Consider the following 20,939-nt stretch of genomic DNA (forward strand, 5'->3'; position numbering starts at 1 on the left):
CAAAGCAAATGCTTTATAGCCGTTTTCATAAACTTTATTATTTTTTAGCTACAATATGGATCGGGTTGCCAAGTAATACTTCAGCAGCTTCCATTGTAATTTCACCTAATGTTGGGTGAGCATGGATTGTTAATGCGATATCTTCAGCAGTCATGCCGCCTTCAATTGCTAAGCCCATTTCAGCGATCATATCTGATGCACCAGCACCTACGATTTGAGCACCGATTAATAAGCCATCTTCTTTACGCGCAACAAGCTTCACGAAACCTTCTGTTTGGTTTAATGCAAGTGCACGACCATTTGCTGCGAATGGGAATTTCGCTGCAGTGTATTCAATGCCTTCAGCTTTCGCTTCATCTTCGTTATAACCAACTGTTGCCATTTCTGGATCTGTGAAGCATACAGCAGGAATAGCTAAATAATCAACGATTGATTTTTCACCAGCGATTGCTTCAGCAGCAACTTTACCTTCGTAAGATGCTTTATGAGCAAGTTGAGGACCAGCTACAATATCACCAATTGCATAGATGTTTGGAATATTTGTACGACATTGTTTGTCAACATTGATAAGACCACGTTCACCAAATTCAATACCGATTTCAGCAAGGCCCATTTCATCTGTATTTGGACGACGACCCACAGTTACTAATACATAGTCAGCTTCAACTTTTTTCTCTTCTCCGCCAACTTCATATGTTACTACTACGCCGTTTTCTGTTTCTTCAACGCCTTTTGCAGATGCGTTTACTTCCATTTCAACGCCTTTCTTTTTAAGGCCTTTTTTCACGATTTGTGTCATTTGTTTTTCGAAACCAGCTAAGATATCTTTTCCGCCCTCGATAATTGTTACTTGTGAGCCAAGATTAGCATATGCTGAACCTAACTCTGTACCAATATAACCTCCACCGATAACCACTAATTTACCTGGTACTTCTTGTAAAGAAAGTGCGCCAGTAGAATTTAGTACGCGATCAGAGAATTTGAATGTTGGAATTTCAACTGGGCGAGAACCTGTTGCGATAATTACATTGTTAAATGTGTAAGTTTGAGCAGATTCACCATTGATGATACGCACTGAATGAGCGTCAACGAAATAAGCTTCACCTTGTACAATTTCAACTTTATTACCTTTAAGTAAGCCTTCAACACCGCCAGTTAATTTTTTAACAACGCTGTCTTTAAATGCTTGTGCTTTTGAGAAGTCTAATTTCACGTCAGAAGCGATGATACCCATGTCATCTGAATGTTTAGCATGCTCAAAACGGTGACCTACTGAAATTAATGCTTTTGATGGGATACAACCTACGTTTAAGCACACACCACCAAGTACATTTTTTTCAACGATTGTTACTTTTTGGCCAGTTTGAGCTGCACGGATTGCGGCTACATATCCTCCAGGACCTGAACCAATGACAAGAGTATCTGTTTCGATTGGAAAATCTCCTACTACCATTTTTGTTACGCCTCCATTAATAATAATTCTGGTTCACTTAGCAAACGCTTTAAGTGATTTAAAGCATTTTGCGCAGTGGCTCCATCAATCATACGATGATCAAAGCTCAATGATAATGCTAACACAGGTGCGGCTACAATTTCACCATTTTTTATTACAGGTTTTTCTGAAATTCGACCAATACCTAGAATTGCTACTTCAGGATGATTAATTACCGGAGTAAACCATTGTCCTCCTGCAGAGCCGATATTCGTAATCGACATCGAAGCGCCCTTCATTTCATGTGGTGCAAGCTTGCCTTCACGTGCTTTTGTCGCTAATTCATTAATCTCGTTTGATACTGCAAATACAGATTTACGATCTGCGTGCTTAATAACTGGTACTAACAAGCCTTTTTCTGTATCTGCTGCAATACCAATATTATAATAATGCTTCTGAATAATCTCTTGTGTTGCATCATCTAATGAGCGGTTAAATTCTGGGAATTCGCGTAAAGTTGAAATAAGCGCTTTAACTACGTATGGTAAGTACGTTAATTTGACACCTTTTTCAGCAGCAATATCTTTGAATTTTTTGCGATGTGCTACTAGAGCTGTTACATCGACTTCATCCATTAGTGTAACATGTGGAGCCGTTTGTTTCGAGTGAACCATCGCTTTTGCAATCGCTTTTCGAATGCCCGACATTTTCTCACGTGTTTCAGGGAATTCACCTTCAAGAACTACTGGTGCTGCTGCTTGTGCAGTTGTTTCTTGCTGAACAGCCTCCTCATTAGCCACCGGTGCTACTTCAGCCTCTACAGCGCCTCCACCTTTTAGGGAATTCTCAATATCTTGTTTTAAAATACGACCATTTTTGCCTGTACCTTTAACTTCACGAATATTAACATCATGCTCTCGTGCAAATTTACGTACTGAAGGCATTGCGATGACACGCTTATTTTCATCAGCTACAGCTACAGTTTCAGTCTTTTCAGTAGCTTTCTCTGGAGCCTGCTCATCTTTAACAGGAGCCTTTTCTACTTTCTGACCATCCTCAGCTGTTGCTTGAACTTGAGCCTCTGTTTTCGCCTCAGCATGGTCATCACCTTTTAGCTTTAAGTCTTCATAGCCAGGTGCATCAAAGCGGATTAAGACATCACCAACAACCGCTACTGTGCCTTCTCCTACTAAGACTTCCTCTACTGTTCCCTCAACCGGAGAAGGGATTTCTACCACTGCTTTGTCATTTTGTACTTCACAAAGAATATCATCTTCTTTTACTGCATCTCCAGCTTTAACGAACCATTTCACGATTTCGCCTTCGTGAATACCCTCGCCTATGTCTGGTAATCTAAATTCAAATGCCATGTGTACCCATCCTTTCTATTTACAGTTCCTTGTTTAGAAGCTACATTAGAATGTTAAAACTTTTTTTGCAGTTTCCATTACATCTTTATAGTTCGGTAACCAAACACCTTCAGCTTGTGGGAATGGGTACACAGTATCTGGTGCAGCCACACGAAGTACTGGTGCTTCTAAGCTTAAAATCGCGCGTTCTGTAATTTCAGCCACAACATTTGCAGCGATACCTGCTTGTTTTTGAGCCTCTTGTACAACGATTGCACGACCTGTTTTTTCAACTGACGCAATAATTGTTTCAATATCAATTGGTTGGATTGTACGTAAATCAATAACCTCTACAGAGTGGCCTTCTTTTTCTAGCTCTTCTGCAGCCTTTAAGCTTTCGTGAACCATTAAACCATAGGCAATGATTGTCAGATCTTTACCTTCACGTTTTACATCCGCTTTACCTAGTGGAATTTCGTATGCTTCCTCTGGTACCTCTTCACGGAATGAACGATATAATTTTAAATGTTCTAAGAAAATGACTGGGTTATCATTTCGAATAGATGAAATTAATAAGCCTTTAGCATCGTATGGTGTAGATGGTACAACAACCGTTAACCCTGGCTGTGCAGTCATTAAACTCTCTAAGCTATCTGAGTGCATTTCTGGTGTATGTACACCACCACCAAATGGAGAACGGATTGTTACTGGTGCATTATAGACACCACCGCTACGATAGCTCATACGCGCTAATTGACCACTAATTGAATCCATTACTTCATAAACAAAGCCGAAGAACTGAATTTCAGGAACTGGACGGAAACCTTGAAGAGAAAGTCCGACTGCTAAGCCACCAATACCTGACTCTGCTAATGGAGTATCGAAAACGCGGTCAACACCGAATTCTTTTTGTAGGCCTTCAGTTGCGCGGAATACCCCACCATTGACACCTACATCTTCCCCGAATACAAGAACGTTTTCATCGTTCTTTAATTCTGTGCGAAGTGCATCTGTAATTGCTTGAATCATTGTCATTTGTGCCATAGGTTATTTCGACTCCTTCTCTTTATAGATTTCATATTGTTCTTTTAAATTTGATGGCATTTCGCCTTTATACATGTTTTCCATTAACTGTGTTACTTTTTGTTTTGGAGCAGCATCGGCTTTCTTGATTGCCTCTTTAATTTCTTCTTTTGCACGCTCAATAACAGCCTCTTCTTTTTGCTCATCCCATAAACCTTTCGCTTCTAGATATTTACGGAAGCGTACAAGAGGGTCTTTTTGCGCCCATTCAGTATCTGTATCCGATGTACGGTAACGCGTTGGATCATCTCCTGCCATTGTATGAGGACCATAGCGATAGCACAGTGTTTCAATTAAAGTTGGACCTTCGCCATTAACTGCGCGCTCACGTGCATCACGTGTTGCTACGTAAACTGCTAGCGCATCCATTCCATCAACTAAAATACTTGGTAAGCCTGCTGCTACACCTTTTTGAGCAATTGTTTTCGCAGCTGTTTGTAATTCACGAGGTGTTGAAATTGCATATTGGTTATTTTGTACAATGAAGATTGCTGGTGATTTAAACGCACCTGCAAAGTTAATGCCTTCATAGAAATCCCCTTGCGATGAACCACCATCACCTGTATAAGTGACAGCCACAGCCTTTTTACCACGTTTTTGAATACCAAGAGCTACACCTGCAGCTTGAATATATTGTGCACCGATAATGATTTGAGGTGCTAATACGTTTACCCCTTCAGGAACTTGATTCCCCATAAAATGACCACGTGAGAATAAAAACGCTTTATCTAAAGGTAAACCATGCCATACGATTTGTGGTACATCACGGTAACCTGGTAAAATCCAGTCTTCTTTTTCTAATGCAAAGTGTGAAGCAAGTTGTGAAGCTTCTTGCCCAGCCGTTGGTGCATAGAAGCCTAATCGACCTTGACGGTTAAGAGAAATGGAACGTTGGTCTAAAATACGTGTATAAACCATACGCGTCATTAACTCAACTAGCTCCTCATCAGATAACTTTGGGTCTGCCTCGTCATTTATAATTTCGCCTTCTTCATTCAAAATTTGAAACATTTCAAATTTATCTTCTATTTCAGTTAGCGTTTGTTTAGCGTCAAAAATATTATTGTTTTTCTTGCCCATTTGTCACATCTCCCTTTCAGCTGTATTAAAATAAATCACCATTTCAACTAGTACAACTTATTCTTTGCACTCAGTATACTGAATAAAATACCGTCGGTCAATCATATAATACGCGTGTAAACAAAGATTTTTTCTAACATAACAAATAAATAAACCTGTCCTACACTGTACCACCAATAAAGAAAAACTGTATTATAACAACTTGTCGAACGCACACAATTATTCAGTTTCCCAACATGATTACCAATAGTAGAATGCCCCAGTTGTAGACAATCTAATAGCATTAGAAAAATTTTTTAAGTATATTCAAATAAGGTCTTTTTTCATGTGATTGTTTTAAGACGTGATGTATAATTATAAGTAAGCACTACAAAGTTGAAAGGAAGATTCATATATGATTTTAATGGATGATATTATTCGCGAAGGTCATCCGACTTTACGCACAAAAGCTGAGGAGGTCAAATTCCCTTTAACCGATGAAGTAAGACAGCTTGCTGAAGACATGCTTCAATATTTAATAAACAGCCAAGATCCTGAAATGGCAGATAAATATAATTTACGTGGCGGTATTGGATTAGCTGCCAATCAAATAAATAGCCTACATCGAATGTTTGCTCTTCATTTAACAGATGACAACGGCGAACAATTAAGTTTTGTAGCTATCAACCCAAAAATCGTTAGCCACTCTGTAGAAAACACATACCTTGCAGCGGGTGAGGGCTGCCTTTCTGTAGATCGTAATGTTCCCGGCTATGTACCACGTCATGCTCGTGTTACAGTTAAATTTAAAACTATTGACGGCGAAGAGAAAAAAATGCGACTTAAAGGCATGCCTGCTATAGCCTTCCAACACGAATTAGACCACCTTAACGGCATTATGTTTTACGATCGCATCAATGAAAAAAATCCATTTGCGGAAATTCCAGATTCTACACCATACGAGCGCGATTAGGGGCTCAGAACGAAAGCAAACCCCTGCAGTTATTATAAACTGCGGGGTCTACTTTCTTTTCAGGCTCGTTGTGATCTTCCACCAAAAATATCCCCATTATTTTTATGCTATTTCTCTTCCTTGTTCTAAACGTTCATTAATTTTTTCCAACAGCGCAGGCAGCTCTTCCATCGTACGAATCGTATAATGTGCACCTGTTTCTTTAAATATTTGAGCTGTTTTATCAATAGCTATTTGCTGCTCTTCTTCAGATAAAGCCATAAACTCTTCTTCAGATAACCCCATCTCGGAACTCCCAACAATAACACCAACAGCCCAGACACCTGCATTTAAAGCCTCTTTAATATCCGAGGTTGTATCACCAATCTTCACAACTTGTTTCGTTACCCCAATACCTAATGCCTCCATATTTTTAAAAATCATATACGGGTATGGACGTCCTTTATCTCCTACTTGAGTAGGCGTTACTAAAAAATCAGGTTCATATCCTTTTGCCGCTGCATGTTGAGTCACTACCTCCATCATAGAGTCGGTATACCCCGTCGTGGAGCCAATACGAATACCCTCTTCCCTTAATCGATGCACCACTTCTTTCACATACTGAATCGGATCTGTGTAAGTAGCTAACGATTCCATTAGCTTTGATTCAAACTGCATATATAGAGCTAGAACATCCTGTTCCGTAAAATCCCGGCCATATTTTCGGTTCCATGCCCCACGAATTCTAGGCATTTCGAGCATTGTACGGATATGATCGATTTTCAGCATTCCCATCGGCTTACGTGCTTCCTCTAGCGTTACCTTGATTCCCGCATCTTCAAAAACTGTCAGGAAAACATTTACTGGAGCAAAGCAACCAAAATCAACAGTTGTACCTGCCCAATCAAAAATAACACCTTTAACCTTCATTGTTCATCACCGCCATATAATTTTCGATAACCTTACATAATGTAGTCATATCATCTTCGTGAATATCTCCAATGTTGCCAATTCGGAATGTATCCACATCCGTTAATTTCCCTGGATAAATGACAAAGCCTGCTTTTTTTATCGCATCATAGAGATGCTCGAAGGAGAACCCTTCATAAGGGAATAAAAACGTTGTAATAATAGGTGATTGAAGCTCCTCTGAAATATAGGCATTAAACCCAAGGGCTTTTAAACGAGAGCGAAGTATATGATTATTATTCGCATATCGTTCGTAGCGGGCATGTATTCCCCCTTCTTCCGCGAGCTCCTCTAATGCCTTCGCAAAAGCTGCCACTACATGTGTAGGTGATGTAAAACGCCATTTTCCATCTAGTTTCATTACTTCCCACTGACTATATAAATCTAACGCAACGCTTCTCGCTTGCCCTTTACACTTTTCTAACTCCTCAATCTTCGCAATAACAAAGCCAAACCCCGGTACTCCTTGGATACATTTATTGGCACTGCTAATTAAATAATCAATCCCTAATGCTGATACATCCATTGGTACGCCACCAAAGCTACTCATCGCATCAACGATAAACGTTTTGTTCAACTCTTCCACGACGCTTCCTATTTCAGCAATAGGATTTAAAATTCCAGTTGTCGTTTCACAATGTACAATGGCAACATGTGTTATTGTTGAATCATTTTCCAACAGCTCTTTAACTTCGAGTGGAGACGGTTGTTCATTATAAGGAACACTATAGACTGTATGCTGTAGCTTAAGCACTTTAGCCATATCGACAATGCGTTCACCGTAGGCACCGTTTGTGATAATAAGGATTTTATCTCTCTCACCAACCACAGTTGTTAATACAGCTTCTACAACAAAGCTGCCACTCCCCTGCATAAGAACAGCTGTGTAATCCACTTCTTTCACTTGCGCTAACTCTAAAAGCTGCTTACGTATTGTTTGCGTGACATTTTTATAATCGTCATCCCATGTGCAACGATCCTTTAACATCTCTTGTTTTACTGTTTCTGTTGTCGTTAATGGCCCTGGTGTTAACAATTTATAGTTGTTCATAAAATTAATAGCTCCTTATCGTTGCGCTTCTTTAAAGAATGCTTGATGTTTTTCTAATAAATCTACCGTTAATGTTGTGTCCCATTTCTTTAAATATTTAGGAACAAACTCTTCTTTTACTTGTTCACCTTCATAAAGAGCAACGGGATATTGCTTCAACAAATCAGGACGAGCCTCTGTCGCTATTACTTTTGCTATTTCACGTGCTAATGCTTCATCCCCCTCCTTATCTACCACAGCCACAGATTCTGTTAATGTAAAGTTACCTTCTACCGGATCGATGTAATCAATCGGTAGCCCTTCATTTTTAGCATCGATAGCCTGAATACGTAGACCAAACCCTACAGCCACTTCGCCCGTTTTCACTTTTTTAATAGGCCCAGAGCCTGAACTTTCGATATGTGGGCCAGCATTTTTAATTAAACTAGCCACTATTTTTTGGCCTTCTTTTTCTCCATACTCACTAATAATCGCCTGCACTAATAACCAACCTGTTGATGAGTCTAGAATATTTGGAAATGACAATAAATCTTTATAAACAGGGTCTGTCAAATCATTTATGGATGTTGGGATTGGCAAACCTTTTTGTTGTAATAAATCCGTATTAATAAAAATCGAACCGATATTTCCTAAAATCGGCAATGCAAATGTAGTACCACCATCTAGAGGCTTTAAATCAGAAGATAAGTCCACAAACATTGACTGAGATTTTTGCGCACTTTCAATAAAATAGGAAGCCATAGTAACGACATCCGCCTCAATGTCTTTCCCTTCAGCCATCATTTTCCCACCAAGTTCAGAAGTTCCGAATGATTGGATTAAATACTTCCCTTCGTAACCCTTTTTATCTAACGTTGCTTCCATTACATCAATTGCTTCATCATCTGCATTCGAATAAATAATTACTTGATCTTTTGAACCCGCTTCCGCTCCTCCACAAGCAGCCAAAACAATTGCTGAACTAACTGTACCTAACATCATTACTGTTGATTTTTTCATCTTTATGCTCCTTTGTTTTTACTTTAGGTGTTGCTATATAGTCACAACCTAATTTCACAATGAGGTTTGTACATAGAATAAAAATCGATAGGACAAAAATATCTGTATACTTTGCGAAATGTTGAAGTTCTTTTATACGTGTCGATACAAGCATCGTTTTCGTACTGACAAGGAAGATTACTGCACTTACAGTCACCATCGCATTTAAGAAATAATAGCTAAACATTTGATAAATTGTAGGTCTGATATTCGGTAAAATAACGCGAATAACAGTTCTTAACCATGAATCTTTTAATAGCTCTGCCGTTACTTCCCATGTCGGATCCATTTTTTGCAATGAATTTTTCGCCATTAAATACGGAGTTGTAAAGAAGTGAACAATATTACACGCAATAATGATCAGGAAAGTCCCTTTCAAGGTACTCCCGTTAAAGAAAAACAAATAAGAAAGACCAAGTACCATGCCCGGCACAGTATTCGTAATCATCGAAGTAAAATCTAAGCTTTTTCTCCCTTTAAGCGGTGTTCTTACATTTAATAGAGCCGACACAAATGCTACACCTACACCTAAAACAGCAGTCAAAACAGCAACAATTAACGAATTCATATAGACGGTCTTCAAGCCCTGTTCAGCTAGTACGTTTTTCACATGCTCTAATGTAAAGCTGAAATCATATGGATAGCCCTTCGTAAAAGGTACTATAAATATTGTCAAAAACATGATGAACACTGTACCTACACAGACAAACGAGAAAACAGTAAACATCAAGTCACGGAACCGATGAACAATGAGATCACTTGTACTAACTTGCTTATACTGAAAATTGAACCGTTCTAAAATCGTTAACATTACAACCCCGAGTACGGCAGGTACTAACATTAAAATCGAAATCACTGCACCTCTCTCAAAATGTACAATGGAGCCAAGCATTGCTTGATATAGCTCAGTTGCAATAACTTTGTAGGCACCACCGACTGACGCAGGTATCCCGAAATCGGTAAAGCTTAAAACAAATGATAGTATGAATGCTCCACCAATCGTCCCTAGCATCGGTCGAAATACTGTATGATAAAATCTCCGCAATGGACGATCATGCATCAGCATGGAAACTAGCAGAAAACGTTTATCAATGTATTGCATAGAATTTTGCATTAAGATAAAGGCAACAGGTAATGTATAAAGTACATAACCAATTAACAAACCATTAAATCCATATACCGTAAACAAGGGCTGACCAAATATCTTCGTAATAATTCCTTGATTGCCAAATGTATAAATCAGTACAAAGCCATATGTAATGGTCGGCAATAGCATCGGTAATGTAATACCAACTTGCACAAGCTTTTTCATAGAGCGATGCATCGTTGTAAAATGAACAGCATACGCCAATAAGAAAGCTAAAATGGTCGTTATCAAAGCCGCTACTAAAGAAACATGAAAACTATTTAAAAACGCATCACGAACCTCTACATTTTGCAATGCTTCCACATAGTTTCGAACGGTGATGGCATTCCCCTTTTTTAAAGACCGCCAAAACATATAAAGTAACGGAACAACTAAAAAGAAGATAAAAAAGAAAAGAATTGGTAGAAAAATCAATTTCATCATTTTATTTGTTTTAAGCATAAGATTCTCCAAACAGCTGATAAATGTTATGACGTTTTATATGAAGCTGCCTTAATATAAAATCTTCCACAAATTTGTTTTCTGGCGTATTTACTATTTCTTGTGGAGTTCCAAATTGCGAAACAGTTCCCTCATTAATAATGAGCACTTTATCTGATAGCGTGAGAGCCTCCTCTGGATCATGGGTCACAATAATAGTCGTTAAATTAAATTGGCGAGCAATGGATTGAATACGTTCTTTTATCGATTCTTTTATTACTCCATCAAGCGCACTTAACGGTTCATCTAACAATAAAATTTTAGGCTGCATGACAAGTGTTCTAGCTATAGAGACACGTTGTTTTTGTCCACCTGATAACTCATGAATCTTTTTATGTAAATGTGGGGTCAGTTCCAAAAAATCTATATATTCCTGAACCTCCATTTTTGACATTCCTTCTTTTTTATTTTTCAAGCCATACACGATGTTGTCATATGCATTTAAATGCGGAAACAATGCAAAGTCTTGAAAAACAATATTAAACCCTCGATCTTGCATGGATTGTTTCGATATATCTTGTCCATTGAAAAAAAGCAAACCATCCGTTTGTTGCGTAAGTCCTAAAATAATATTAAGTAAAGTTGTTTTTCCACAGCCACTCGGTCCTAGTAAAGAAACTATTTCACCTGATTGAATGCTTAAATTTATATTCTCTATAACTTTTTTATTTTTATAGTTTTTTGAGATATTTTTTAGTTCTAACAAATCCTTCACCTCTCTTTAGTTCTTAACTTTAGTATAGGAACAATTTGTAAAGGAAATTACATATTTGTGTAAATGTTGAGTAAATTCTGACCAAGTGTTGACAAAGTTATGAGTGTTTTGAGTAAATAATAAGGAGAGGTGATGAAATGTATACAATAGAAAGGCAACAGCATATTTTGCAATTAGTACGAAAACACAAAGTAGTAAAATTAGTAACACTAACAAATGAGTTCAACGTATCAATGGAAACAATCCGTCGTGATATTCAACAGCTTGTGCAAGAAAAGAAAATAGAGAAGTTTTATGGCGGTGTTAAATATATTGAACCTGTTGAGGGGTTGATGGATAACCGACTTCATGAACAGCTACCAGAAAAAATCGCGATCGCAAAAGCATGCGCTTCTTTAGTACAAGATGGGGAATGTATTTTTTTAGATAGTGGAACGACCACATATCAAATGACACCATTTTTATTAGAGAAAGAAAAATTAACCGTTATTACAAACTCACTTCCCGTAGCCTTTGAGTTAATTGGCTCCAATATCGAAGTGATTATTATCGGTGGTAAAGTTCGTCATTCCGAAAAGTCCGTAACGTCTAATGATTTCCTCTTCCGCTTCGATCACCTTAATATTAATAAAGCTTTTATTTGTGCTAGTGGGGTGTCGATTGAAAAAGGAATATCAGATTTCAATTTAGAAGAGGCGATTACCCGAAAACAAATTATTAACATTTCCCAAACTGTATATGTAGCAGCAGACTCTTCAAAATTTGACAAAGATGTCGCCATTCAAGTTTGTCCAGTAGATGAGGTAGGTATGATTATTACAGATAATGGACTCTCTAAAAACACGATCAATCATTTCGCGGATAAAGGGGTACAACTGAAAATAGTAAAAACAAACATCGAAGACACTGAATAATTTACTAAATACAAAAGCAACTAGCTGTAATCAATTCTTACAACCAGTTGCTTTTTAGTCTCTTTAGATAATCTTTAATTGGCGCATGATTTTAGCGAGACCATCCTCGTCCACATGCTCTGCAATATGAGTAGCAACAGCCTTTACGCTCTCATGTCCATTCCCCATCGCCACGCCTGTCCCAACAGCCTGCAGCATTTCAATATCGTTAAGTCCATCCCCAAAAGCAATGGCATCATTTAATGTCAGCCCCATTTTCTCAAGGACCTTTTCAATACCCGCAGCCTTCGAACCTCCCTTTGGTAAAATATCACAAGAATAGCGGTGCCAGCGTACAAACTGCACGTTTGGGAATGCTTCACGATATAAATGTTCATCTTTTTCTTCCATAAAAATAAGTGTTTGATAGACATCGTTGTGCATATAATAAGTTGAGTTTATAGTTGGATACTCATATTTTAATGTATTTAGGCTTTCTACTACCATATCGTTATTTCCCACAGATGCAACCATACGCTCATCGTCTAAAAATACTACAGGTTCATTTCGCGCTTCACCAAAGGCAATGATTTTGGCTAGCTCATCTTTTCCAACACCATTTGTATAGATAACCTCACCACGATCAACAACATATTGTCCGTTAAACGTCACATACGTATTAATATCTAGCTCTTCTAGTAAGGATTGAATCATGAAAGGCGCACGTCCAGTCGCAATCGCTATCTCATATCCATTACGACGAGCTTCAAAAAGCGCCTCTTTCGCAGAAGCAGGTAATATTTTCTCACTATTATAAAGTGTACCATCTACATCAAAAAATAATATTTTCTTCATCTTATAGTCCCCTTCATTATATATTATTCTGCAAGGTTAATGACTTTACAGAGGCAATAATTTTTATTATAATGATCCTAAGGAGTGATGTGCCATGCTGAAGAAACTCAAACGTAAATTGTTGAAGCAACTTCGCGGCATACTCGGAAAAAAATCAATTGCCTAACATTTGCCCTTCATTATTTGAAGGGCTTTTCTTTATTTTAGAGTAACTGCGTGATAATATAAAGGAAATGCATTTATTTGGTTATGTGCAACCACTGTCTCATTGCTTAATTTAATTACACCTTGTTGTAATTACGTCTGGATTTTAACACTGAGATACAAGAACTTCAAACGCCTAATTTCTGCCTTTGTTTACTAGAAATTTGCTGTTTTTTTCTTGTAGTACGTGTGTGGTATTAGTCAAAGGTGCAAGAAAATTGTACGCAATAAAAGGAGAGCAAACTATGATTTACAAAGTTTATTATCAAGAAAAAGCAAATGAAATTCCAGTTCGCGAAAACACTAAAAGTCTATACCTAGAAGCTGCTTCAGAACGCGAAGTACGTGAAAAGCTAAAAGACCGAAACTACAACATCGAGTTCGTTCAACTGCTTGAAGGTAACTATTTAGTCTACGAACAAGCAAGTCCGAACTTCATCTTGGAGGAAATTTAACAAACATGAAGTTTGTTAAAAATGACCAAGCAGCTGTTTTCGCGCTCGGCGGACTGGGCGAAATCGGCAAAAACACTTACGGCGTTCAATTTCAAGATGAAATCATTTTAATTGATGCCGGCATTAAATTCCCAGAAGACGACTTACTAGGCATTGACTACGTTATTCCGGATTATACGTATTTAGTACGCAACGTCGACAAAATTAAAGGATTATTTATTACACATGGACATGAAGACCATATTGGTGGTATTCCCTACTTATTACGTCAAGTAAATGTCCCTGTCTACGGCGGTAAGCTTGCATTAGGTTTATTACGCAATAAGTTAGACGAGCATGGCTTACTACGTACAACAAAGCTTATCGAAATTAAAGAAGAGGATGTTATTAAGTTCAGAAAAACATCTGTAAGCTTCTTTAGAACAACACATAGTATTCCAGATGCTTACGGAATCGTTGTAAAAACACCACCTGGTAACATCGTGCATACAGGAGACTTTAAATTTGACTTTACTCCTGTAGGCGAGCCAGCCAACTTAACAAAAATGGCTGAAATCGGCCGTGATGGCGTACTATGTCTACTTTCTGATAGTACGAATGCAGAAAAGCCGAACTTCACAATGTCAGAGCGTACAGTTGGTAAAAGTATCGATGAAATTTTCCGTAAGGTGGATAGTCGTATTATTTTCGCAACTTTCGCATCTAACATTCACCGTTTACAACAAGCAACAGATGCTGCAATAAAATACGGAAGAAAAATTGCTGTCTTCGGACGTTCAATGGATAATGCCATTACAATTGGTCGTGAACTAGGCTATATCAATGCACCAAAGGATACATTTATTGATGCCCAAAGCATTAATCGTCTTCCTGCCAATGAAGTAATGATATTATGTACAGGCTCTCAAGGTGAACCAATGGCGGCCCTTTCTCGTATTGCCAACGGTACGCATCGTCAAATCCAAATCCAGCCTGGTGACACAGTTATCTTCTCTTCTTCACCAGTACCAGGAAACACGGTAAGTGTAAACAAGATCATCAACTTGCTTTTCCGTGCAGGGGCAGAAGTTATACATGGTGCACTAAATAATATCCATACTTCTGGTCACGGTTCTCAGGAAGAACAAAAATTGATGTTGCGCTTAATGAAGCCTAAATTCTTTATGCCAATTCACGGTGAATTCCGTATGTTGAAAATGCATACTCATCTAGCAGAAGATTGTGATGTTCCGCTTGAAAATACATTCATTATGGAAAATGGTGACGTGCTAGCATTAAGTGCCAATGAAGCACATGTAGCAGGTCGTATTCCTTCAGGAGACGTTTATATTGACGGCAATGGTATTGGAGATATCGGCAATATCGTATTACGCGATCGACGCATTCTTTCTGAAGAAGGTTTAGTCATCGTTGTTGTAAGTGTGGATATGGAAAACCAAAAAATCGTTTCTGGTCCAGACATTATTTCACGAGGCTTTGTTTACATGCGTGAGTCAGGTACGATGATTAATGAAGCACAAAAAATGCTAAACCGACACCTGAATGAATCAATTCAAAGCAAAACTCCTCAATGGACTGAGCTAAAGAATGAAATTACTGACGTTTTAGGACCATATTTATTCGAAAAAACAAAACGTCGCCCTATGATTTTACCGATCATTATGGAGGTTTAACCTCATTTAAAAAAACTACGCAAAATTGCGTAGTTTTTTTATTTCAATTTTTTGGAACCTCTATGCTCTTTTTTTCGTATATAGTATGACGACTCCAAAATCATTTCAACGACAATAAGATTCAAAATGAATTAGAGTAACACAAATAACGGCTACTTAAATGGAATTATGTTCCTATTGTAGCACTATTAGAAACTCTGCCATCACTTCTAGTCATCTAGACTACATAATCACTACTCACACTTCAACTTTTCGTACAAAAATCTATTTTATATTGGCGTAATTGTTGCTGTCGCTTCGCTTTCGCACAGAAAACATTTGTTGCTGTTGCTTCGCTTTCACACAGAAAATATTTTGCTTGATTAAAGATAAAAATAGGATCACTCACCCGTTAGAGTGTGCATCCTATCCTTATATCTACATATTAAAGTATTTAGCTATTACATAAGCAACCCAACGATAATCTGGCTGCAAGCGTATGTTTTCAATTAAACCTTTTAAAATCGGTTTACTATAGGTTGGATTTTCGACTTGGCCTTTTAATAATTCTAGAGACTCTCGTTCTATAGTGCCTTCTAAACCATCTAGATGTTGTTCGATTAATTCTAGCAAAGATTCCTGTGAAACTTCTTCATGACAAGGTTTTTCCGTTAATCGAACGAGTTCCTCAGTTATAAATGGTATCGTCGTATGCCGTGCAATAATTTCCGTCTTTTCAGCTAGAGATTTTGCCAATTGATCTAAATCAAGTGGTATATCGGAAAAAATAAAAAGTTCCGAATAACTTTTCATAAATCCTTTAATGCAATACATAACATCGTATTTTGTCTCGTGAAGTTCATCCTGATATAGTTGCTCCAGCATATAGATAATCGACTTAGACATCTCAACATCGTAGGCAATTATTTTCTGAAACAATTCTTTTTTTGTAAGAAGTACTTTCTCATTAAAAAACACACGGGCAGATGCAGCATGATTTTTAAAAGCTTGAAAAATACTTTTGTAAAATTCAACCAAAATGATATCTTTACTAAGCGAACTCCTGACTACTTGGTCAACGTCAGTGACAAACTGTTGTAGATAATACTCTACCATAGAAATTAGAAGCTCGTCTTTTGTTTTGAAAGATAAATAAAATGCACCTTTTGAAATTCCACATCGTTCTGTAATTTGCTGTACAGATGTAGCTTCGAAGCCTTGTTCCGAGAATAGCTCCAACGCTTTCTCCATAATAAGTTGCTTTTTTAACATACTTTTAATTCTCTCCTAATGTATTTCATTGACAAATGACCGATTAGTCATTAGTATAAATAACGAAATCTAGTTAGTCAATAAAGGGTAGGTGTGAAGGTGAAAGGTTTAGTAAATTTCGTATTGAAAAACAAATTGGCAGTATGGTTATTAACAATTATCATCACTGTCTCTGGTATTTATTCAGGTACAAAAATGAAAATGGAATCCATACCTGACATTTCTATACCATATTTAATTGTAATGGGTGTTTATCCTGGTGCAACACCTGAACAGGTTATGAATGAGCTTTCCATACCATTTGAAAAGTCAATTGAAAGCTTAGAAGATGTAAAAGCAGTTTACTCATCATCCTCTTCAAACGTAGCACAAGTTCAAGTTGAATATGACTACGGAATTGATATGGATGAGAAAAAGCGACAATTAGAGTCCGCTTTAGAAGGTATAAAATTACCTGAAGGTGCTCAAAAACCGACAGTTATGGCAATTAGCATGAATATGATGCCTGTTGTCGCTTTATCGGTTAGTAGCTCTAAGGAAGATATTGTTGGATTAACGTCAACAGTAGAAAACATTCTACTTCCTAAAATCGAAAAAATTGATGGCGTTGCTTCAGCAACTATCAATGGTCAGCACATTAATGAAATATCATTTAAATATGATAAAGCAAAAATGGCTGCTCTTGGCTTAACAGAAGATTCTGTCAAGCAAATGATTCAAGCAAGTGATATGTCACTTTCACTTGGTTTATATCAATTTACTGTTGGTGAACAGGCTGTTTCAGTAGACGGTAAAGTTAAATCTATCGATGAGTTAAAAGATTTATTGATCCCAGTTACACCTTCAGCTACAAATCCTTCACCATTCGTTCGCTTAGGCGATATCGCAACGATTGAAGTCGAAGGTAAAGTACAATCCGTATCACGTACAAACGGCAAAGATGCGATTGCGATTCAAATCGTTAAAGCTCAAGATGCAAATACGGTAACAGTCGTAAATGCAGTGAAAGATTTAATGAAAGACGAAGAGAAATCATTAGACGGCCTAAAAGTGGATATCTCACTTGACCAAGGTAAACCGATCGAAGATTCAGTCTTCACAATGATTGAAAAAGCAGTATTCGGTGGTGCCATTGCCGTATTAATTATTTTACTATTTTTACGTGATTTCAAATCAACAATTATTTCGATCATTTCTATCCCAGTTTCAGTATTCATGGCATTACTACTGTTAAACTGGATGGATATCACATTAAATATTATGACTCTCGGCGCGATAACCGTGGCGATTGGTCGTGTAATCGATGACTCAATTGTAGTTGTTGAAAATATTTATCGACGTATCCATTTAAAAGATGAAAAGCTAACAGGTCGTGCTCTTATTCGTGAAGCGACAATTGAAATGTTCAAACCAATCCTTTCTTCTACATTAGTAACTATAGCAGTATTCGCTCCACTAATTTTTGTAGGCGGTATGGTTGGTGAATTATTCATGCCGTTTGCGCTAACAATGTCATTTGCGCTAGGCGCTTCATTAATAGTGGCGATTACAATAGTTCCAGCTTTATCTCACTTCCTATTCCGTAAAAAAATATACGGTGAGAAAAAAGAAAGTCAACATAAAGAAGTTGGTAAACTAGCTATTTGGTATAAGGGTGTACTAGCAAAAGCATTAAATCATAAAATCATTACATCAGTTATCGCGATTGTATTGCTTGTTGGTTCTCTTGCTTTAACACCACTTATTGGCTTCAGTTTCATGGGCTCACAAGAAGATAAGGTTATGTACTTAACGTACACTCCTGGTACAGGCGAGCTAATGAAAGATACAGAAGCAAATGTTGCAAAAGTAGAAAAAGAATTAATGAAACGCAAAGACGTTAATATTTTACAAGTTTCGATCAATGACCCTAAACATGTTGATCCTTCGGCAATGATGATGGGTGGAGGTGCTGGTGGTGCCTTAATGTACCTCATCTTCGACCCAGATATGAAAGACTTCCCTGAAGCACGTAAAGAAGTTGAAGACTATGTAACTAACATCGGGCAATCAGGAGAATGGAAATCTCAAAACTTCTCATCCATGTCGGCGTCTTCAAATGAAGTAAGTTACACATTATATAGTGAAGATCTAGATAAGCTTCGCAAAGCAGTGAAACAAGTGGAAGGCGCATTAATAGAAGTTGATGGTTTAGAAGAAATTAAGTCTGATAATGAAGATCCATTTGTTGAGAATACCTTAAAAGTAGATCAAAAAAATGTTCTACAATACGGTTTAACTACTGCTCAAATTGTAATGGCTTTAAATCAAAATACATCATCAGAAGTTCTAACTAAAGTTCAGTATGATGGTGAAGATATTGATGTTATTGTACAACATGAAGAAAAAGCTGCGGCCAAATCTCTTGACGATGTATTAGCTACTAAAATCCAAACAGCTTTAGGCACAACAATGACAATCGGTGAGTTAGTAAAAGTAGAAGAAGGCACTACATTAAACTCATTATCTCGCTCAAAAGGTGAATACTTCGCAAAAGTTTCTGGTACGATTATCGGTGACGATATTTCAAAAGCAACTTCGGCTGCTGATAAAAAAATCGATAAATTAGATTTACCTAAAGGCGTAACGACTGGCGTTGGAGGCGTTGCTGCAGACATGCAAGAAACGTTCACACAGCTCGGAATTGCTATGTTAGCTGCGATCGCAATCGTTTACTTCATCCTAGTAGTAACATTCGGTGAAGGTTCAGCACCATTTGCTATTCTGTTCTCCCTACCATTCGCAGTAATCGGTGCATTTGTCGGCTTGTTCGTCACAGGTCAAACAATTTCTGTTTCTGTTATGATGGGACTATTAATGCTGATCGGTATCGTTGTAACAAACGCCATCGTATTAGTAGACCGCATTATCCACATGGAACGTGACGGACTTGTTATGCGCGAGGCCATTTTAGAGGCTGGTGCAACTCGTTTACGTCCAATCCTTATGACTGCCATAGCAACAATCGGTGCAATGATTCCAATGGCAATTGGTAATGGTGGCAGTGGTCTAATTTCAAAAGACCTAGCAATTACCGTAATCGGTGGTCTACTATCTTCAACATTATTAACATTAGTAGTTGTACCAATCGTTTATGAAATGCTATCTAAAATGTTAAAGAAAAACCGAAAAGACGTTAAAGATAATTAATAAATACATGTAAAAAAGGGCTCTCCTTTGAAGGAGGCCCTTTTTTCTATGTTTTGAAGAAACACTATTGTCTATAACTCATTAGCATAACGTGAGGTTGATTTCCGTTACGGTTGGGCGCTTTCCTGGGGCGTCGGTGCAACAGGTGTTTTTTGCGCGAAAGTGAAGCGTCAGCTACAGTCGGGTATTTGCCCTCCTTCCGCGGGTATTTACCCTCCTTCCGCGGGTAGTCGCTCTGCCTCCGCGGGTAGTCGCTCTGCCTCCGCGCGGGTAGTCGCTCTCCTTCCGCGGGTATTTGCACTCCTTCCGCGGGTATTTGCCCCCCTTCCGCGGGTATTTACCCTCCTTCCGCGGGTATTTGTCCCCCTTCCACAGGTATTTACCCTCCTTTCGCGGGTATTCCCCTCTCTTCCGCGGGTATTTGTCCCCCTTCCGCGGGTATTTGCACTCCTTCCGCGGGTATTTGCCCCCCTTCCGCGGGTATTTGCACTCCTTCCGCGGGTAGTCGCTCTGCCTTCGCGCGGGTATTCCCCTCTCTTCCGCGGGTATTCCCCCCCCTTCCGCGGGTATTTACCCTCCTTCCGCGGGTATTTGCCCCCCTTCCGCGGGTATTTACCCTCCTTCCGCGGGTAGTCGCTCTGCCTCCGCGGGTAGTCGCTCTGCCTCCGCGAGGGTATTCGCTCTCCTTCCGCGGGTATTTGTCCCCCTTCCGCGGGTATTTACCCTCCTTCCGCGGGTATTTGCACTCCTTCCGCGGGTAGTCGCTCTGCCTCCGCGCGGGTAGTCGCTCTCCTTCCGCGGGTATTCCCCTCTCTTCCGCGGGTATTCTCTACCTTCGCGTGAGTATTTGCCCGTTTTTTGTGCGAAAGCTAAGCGTCAGCTACAGAATGTTGGTCACAAGGCGTTATCACAGGACGTGATGCTTTTAGCTTTCGTTCCACTACCCGCTTAGCTACGCTGTAGAATCTCATCTGTGACGCTGATCCCCAAGGAGTCCCAGTCTCCACTTCAATCAACTTATCCACATGATATACGTTTGTAACAAAATGTCATCCCAAACATCTGAATATATTACCTGTCATTTGAGTAAACCTATTTTACAATGTAAATCCCCTAATAGTGCTTCACATTAAATTTTCGCATT

17 protein-coding genes are annotated in these 20,939 nt (G+C 38.6%); 5 read left to right on the plus strand and 12 right to left on the minus strand.

Annotation, left to right across the window (positions count from 1 at the left end; all coding sequences use genetic code 11):
• Positions 1-37: 37 nt before the first annotated feature.
• From lpdA to pdhA, 4 genes are read right to left on the minus strand one after another with little or no spacing between them, the layout of a single operon-like run.
• Complete coding sequence (lpdA, locus tag ACYQ73_RS04030) at positions 38-1,453, minus strand: dihydrolipoyl dehydrogenase (RefSeq protein WP_370077012.1); 1,416 nt, start codon at positions 1,451-1,453, stop codon at positions 38-40.
• 5 nt (positions 1,454-1,458) lie between these two features.
• A complete protein-coding gene (locus ACYQ73_RS04035) occupies positions 1,459-2,802 on the minus strand; it encodes a dihydrolipoamide acetyltransferase family protein (protein WP_460011252.1) in 1,344 nt (447 codons plus the stop codon).
• A gap of 45 nt (positions 2,803-2,847) precedes the next feature.
• Positions 2,848-3,825 carry an alpha-ketoacid dehydrogenase subunit beta gene (locus ACYQ73_RS04040; RefSeq protein WP_079559704.1) on the minus strand — a complete coding sequence of 326 codons (978 nt, stop codon included), beginning with the start codon at positions 3,823-3,825 and terminating at the stop codon, positions 2,848-2,850.
• Positions 3,826-3,828: 3 nt separating this feature from the next.
• Complete coding sequence (pdhA, locus tag ACYQ73_RS04045; protein WP_142507608.1) at positions 3,829-4,944, minus strand: pyruvate dehydrogenase (acetyl-transferring) E1 component subunit alpha; 1,116 nt, start codon at positions 4,942-4,944, stop codon at positions 3,829-3,831.
• Between the two features lie 394 nt (positions 4,945-5,338).
• Between pdhA and def the strand changes: the two genes are divergently transcribed.
• Entirely contained in the window at positions 5,339-5,896 is a 558-nt protein-coding gene (def, locus tag ACYQ73_RS04050; protein ID WP_460011253.1) for a peptide deformylase, read from the plus strand.
• A 102-nt stretch (positions 5,897-5,998) separates the two neighbouring features.
• Here def and phnX read toward each other — a convergent pair whose 3' ends face one another.
• From phnX to ACYQ73_RS04075, 5 genes are read right to left on the minus strand one after another with little or no spacing between them, the layout of a single operon-like run.
• Positions 5,999-6,805, minus strand: a complete 807-nt coding sequence (gene phnX, locus ACYQ73_RS04055) for a phosphonoacetaldehyde hydrolase (protein WP_460011254.1) — start codon at positions 6,803-6,805, stop codon at positions 5,999-6,001.
• Positions 6,795-7,895, minus strand: a complete 1,101-nt coding sequence (locus tag ACYQ73_RS04060; protein ID WP_460011255.1) for a 2-aminoethylphosphonate--pyruvate transaminase — start codon at positions 7,893-7,895, stop codon at positions 6,795-6,797. The genes phnX and ACYQ73_RS04060 overlap by 11 nt, the downstream gene beginning before the upstream one ends.
• 15 nt (positions 7,896-7,910) lie before the next feature.
• Positions 7,911-8,894 (minus strand): extracellular solute-binding protein, encoded by a 984-nt coding sequence (locus ACYQ73_RS04065; RefSeq protein ID WP_460011256.1) that lies wholly within the window; start codon positions 8,892-8,894, stop codon positions 7,911-7,913.
• Positions 8,857-10,521: an ABC transporter permease subunit gene (locus ACYQ73_RS04070; protein ID WP_460011257.1), complete on the minus strand. Its 1,665-nt coding sequence runs from the start codon at positions 10,519-10,521 to the stop codon at positions 8,857-8,859. The genes ACYQ73_RS04065 and ACYQ73_RS04070 overlap by 38 nt, the downstream gene beginning before the upstream one ends.
• Positions 10,514-11,266: an ABC transporter ATP-binding protein gene (locus tag ACYQ73_RS04075; RefSeq protein ID WP_460011258.1), complete on the minus strand. Its 753-nt coding sequence runs from the start codon at positions 11,264-11,266 to the stop codon at positions 10,514-10,516. Before ACYQ73_RS04075 ends, ACYQ73_RS04070 begins: the two co-directional genes overlap by 8 nt.
• Before the next feature lie 146 nt (positions 11,267-11,412).
• On the opposite strand from ACYQ73_RS04075, the gene ACYQ73_RS04080 reads away from it, so the two are divergent.
• Entirely contained in the window at positions 11,413-12,189 is a 777-nt protein-coding gene (locus ACYQ73_RS04080; protein ID WP_460011259.1) for a DeoR/GlpR family DNA-binding transcription regulator, read from the plus strand.
• Positions 12,190-12,252: 63 nt separating this feature from the next.
• Here ACYQ73_RS04080 and ACYQ73_RS04085 read toward each other — a convergent pair whose 3' ends face one another.
• On the minus strand, positions 12,253-13,023 hold the full coding sequence (locus ACYQ73_RS04085) for a Cof-type HAD-IIB family hydrolase (RefSeq protein ID WP_460011260.1): 771 nt from the start codon (positions 13,021-13,023) through the stop codon (positions 12,253-12,255).
• 449 nt (positions 13,024-13,472) lie between these two features.
• Between ACYQ73_RS04085 and ACYQ73_RS04090 the strand changes: the two genes are divergently transcribed.
• On the plus strand, positions 13,473-13,682 hold the full coding sequence (locus ACYQ73_RS04090) for a DNA-dependent RNA polymerase subunit epsilon (RefSeq protein ID WP_142507617.1): 210 nt from the start codon (positions 13,473-13,475) through the stop codon (positions 13,680-13,682).
• A gap of 5 nt (positions 13,683-13,687) precedes the next feature.
• Entirely contained in the window at positions 13,688-15,355 is a 1,668-nt protein-coding gene (gene rnjA, locus ACYQ73_RS04095) for a ribonuclease J1 (protein WP_460011261.1), read from the plus strand.
• 417 nt (positions 15,356-15,772) lie between these two features.
• On the opposite strand, the gene ACYQ73_RS04100 is transcribed toward rnjA, so the two are convergent.
• Positions 15,773-16,606, minus strand: coding sequence for a TetR/AcrR family transcriptional regulator (locus ACYQ73_RS04100; RefSeq protein ID WP_460011262.1), 834 nt, complete (start codon positions 16,604-16,606; stop codon positions 15,773-15,775).
• Positions 16,607-16,705: 99 nt separating this feature from the next.
• Between ACYQ73_RS04100 and ACYQ73_RS04105 the strand changes: the two genes are divergently transcribed.
• Positions 16,706-19,795 (plus strand): efflux RND transporter permease subunit, encoded by a 3,090-nt coding sequence (locus ACYQ73_RS04105; protein ID WP_460011263.1) that lies wholly within the window; start codon positions 16,706-16,708, stop codon positions 19,793-19,795.
• A 64-nt stretch (positions 19,796-19,859) separates the two neighbouring features.
• Here ACYQ73_RS04105 and ACYQ73_RS04110 read toward each other — a convergent pair whose 3' ends face one another.
• A complete protein-coding gene (locus ACYQ73_RS04110; RefSeq protein WP_460011264.1) occupies positions 19,860-20,096 on the minus strand; it encodes a hypothetical protein in 237 nt (78 codons plus the stop codon).
• Between the last annotated feature and the right edge of the window lie 843 nt (positions 20,097-20,939).

The organism is Lysinibacillus sp. CTST325, from assembly GCF_054665055.1.